This window comes from uncultured Anaerococcus sp. (assembly GCF_937934665.1).
GTDB lineage: Bacteria > Bacillota > Clostridia > Tissierellales > Peptoniphilaceae > Anaerococcus.
Window position 1 is genome coordinate 1 of record NZ_CALGYW010000094.1, and the last position, 2,166, is coordinate 2,166.

The window sequence follows — 2,166 nt, forward strand, 5'->3', positions numbered from 1 at the left end:
GGTGCTATCATGAATAAGATTCAGACTACAGGAAAACTCCAAGGTGACGAACTCATGCAGTTATCGGATAGAGGATTGCCTATATTATCAAAAATAGCTGAGATGAAGGGCGTTGATGATAATACCGCTAGGGATATGATTTCCAAGGGACAAATATCTTCCCAAGACGCTTTCAAGGCTGCTACTATGGCGGCTGGCAATTCGGCTGCTGAGATGGGAAAAACCAGGGAAGGTGCCAAGATGAACTTCGGGGCTGCACTTTCTAAACTAGGTGCTGGACTATTAGGCGGTAGTGATGGTGAAGAAGGCGGTATCTTCGGAGCTATGACTCCTGCCTTATTAAAGGTTAACGAGGTCTTAAACGGACTTATACCAACTTTTCAAAAGGTCGGAGATACTGTAGGTGGTTTTGTAACTGGCGGCTTTAAAAAGGCCAAAGCTGGATTTGAAAAAGCTAGTCAGATAATGACACCTTTTATCAATAAATTCAAGACCGGACTTACTGGTACTATCGACAAATTAAGCGAAGTTTTCACGCCATTAAAGGAAAAATTTGCATCTGCTTTTGATACCCTAAAAGAAGCCTTTGCTCCTGTGATTGAAGCTTTTTCAAGTTTGTTTAGTGACAACATCGGGGATGGTTTTAGTTTGTTAGGTACTGCAATTGATATTGTTGCTGGAGCTTTTGGGGTCTTGGCCGATATAATTGTGGCACTTAATCCTGTGTGGGAGTTGTTGGCAAGTTTTATAACTGGGATTGTCCTACCTGCTTTTGAGAGTGTATCAAGTTTTGTAGTTGATACTGTTGTCCCTGCCTTTAGCAATATTGCTGATATGGTTGGCGGTTGGGTAACTGAAGCTTTCCAACTTATTGGGGACGCTGTTAATATAGCTAAGGCGGCCTTTGATGCAGTCAAAGGGGCTGTTGATACTGCTGTGGACGCCTTTTTCTCTATACCTGGCAAGATTGCTAGTGCTTTAAGTGGTATTGGCGGAGCTGTATGGGAAGCAGTTACATCTTGGATACCTGGTAAAAAGAAAAACGCCACTGGTACTGATTACTTTTCAGGCGGTCTAACTCAAATCAACGAGCAAGGACAGGAAATGATGAAGCTACCTATGGGGACTAAGATATACCCTGCTGGGGCTACTAGAAGGGCTTTGGAGAAAGAAACAAGGGCTACAAGACCTGTAACTAATAATCAAGATACAAGCAATTCTATAGTTATAAATGTCAACGGGGCAAATATGACTAATAAGGATGTAGGACGTGTGATTTCTAACGAGCTTAGAAGATTGGGGGTTGTGGTATGAGCATGCAGCAATTGGTGCTAAGCTTTGAAAATAGGGCTGAGGTCTTAGAATTGCCTTGGCCTTTACAAGAACATAATATATCAAATCCTCATAATACCTATGATTTTAATACTATTAATACCGGGGAAGTCTTGGCTATAGGTAAGAAAAAGCTTAAGACTATGACTATATCGTCTTTTTTTCCTGCTAAGGAATATCCTTTTCTTTTTAGTAAAAGTTTCCCTGATCCAAATACTTGTGTAGCTATGATTAATAAATGGCGTCTATCTGGTAAGCCTATAAGGGTTGCTATCATGGATACGGATATAAACCTTGCTATGGCCATAGAAAATTTTGAGTATGGAAAAGAAGACGGGGACGGGTCGGGAGATGTGGCCTTTACCCTGTCTTTAAGGGAATACTCTTATCTAAATATGGAGCCATCTAAGGCACCTGGTGGGACTTCTAAACTTAAGGAAAGGCCTACAGAAGATAAGAAGGATAAGCTTAAGCCTTACCTAGTCAAGAAGGGCGATACCCTTTGGGATATAGCTGATAAGAAGCTGGGAGACGGGTCAAGATGGAAGGAAATTGCCAAGCTTAATGGCGTATCAGACCCTAGAAAGCTTGCTATAGGGGCTAAACTTAAGATGCCTAAGGGGGACAAAAAGCAATGACTAATAAACAATTAAAAATTAAGGCTATTGTGACTGGTTCTTCTGGAGCATCTACTGATATATCTAATTTTGTAGGTGATGTGAAAGTGAGCGGAGCCTTTAAGGAGTCGGCAAGAACTTTAGATTTTAAGCTTTTAAAGGCTGACGTCGATAAGACTTTGCCGGCTTTTGATGTTGAATTAGGGTCTGCGGTTAG

Annotated in this window: 3 protein-coding genes; all 3 read left to right on the top strand. The window is 41.4% G+C overall.

Annotated elements, in window-relative coordinates; genetic code table 11:
• Positions 1-1,314 (top strand): tape measure protein (locus Q0410_RS05190; RefSeq protein WP_299033811.1); only part of this gene is annotated, 1,314 nt, incomplete at its 5' end.
• A complete protein-coding gene (locus Q0410_RS05195; protein ID WP_299033814.1) occupies positions 1,311-1,970 on the top strand; it encodes a LysM peptidoglycan-binding domain-containing protein in 660 nt (219 codons plus the stop codon). The genes Q0410_RS05190 and Q0410_RS05195, both read left to right, overlap by 4 nt.
• Positions 1,967-2,166, top strand: a 200-nt coding sequence (locus tag Q0410_RS05200) for a hypothetical protein (protein WP_299033817.1), incomplete at its 3' end; no start/stop codon positions are given. The genes Q0410_RS05195 and Q0410_RS05200, both read left to right, overlap by 4 nt.

What these genes read in the sequence shown, in the direction of transcription:
- Q0410_RS05195 (WP_299033814.1), top strand. Translation starts at nt 1,311, where the DNA reads ATGAGCATGCAGCAATTGGTGCTAAGCTTTGAAAATAGGGCTGAGGTC.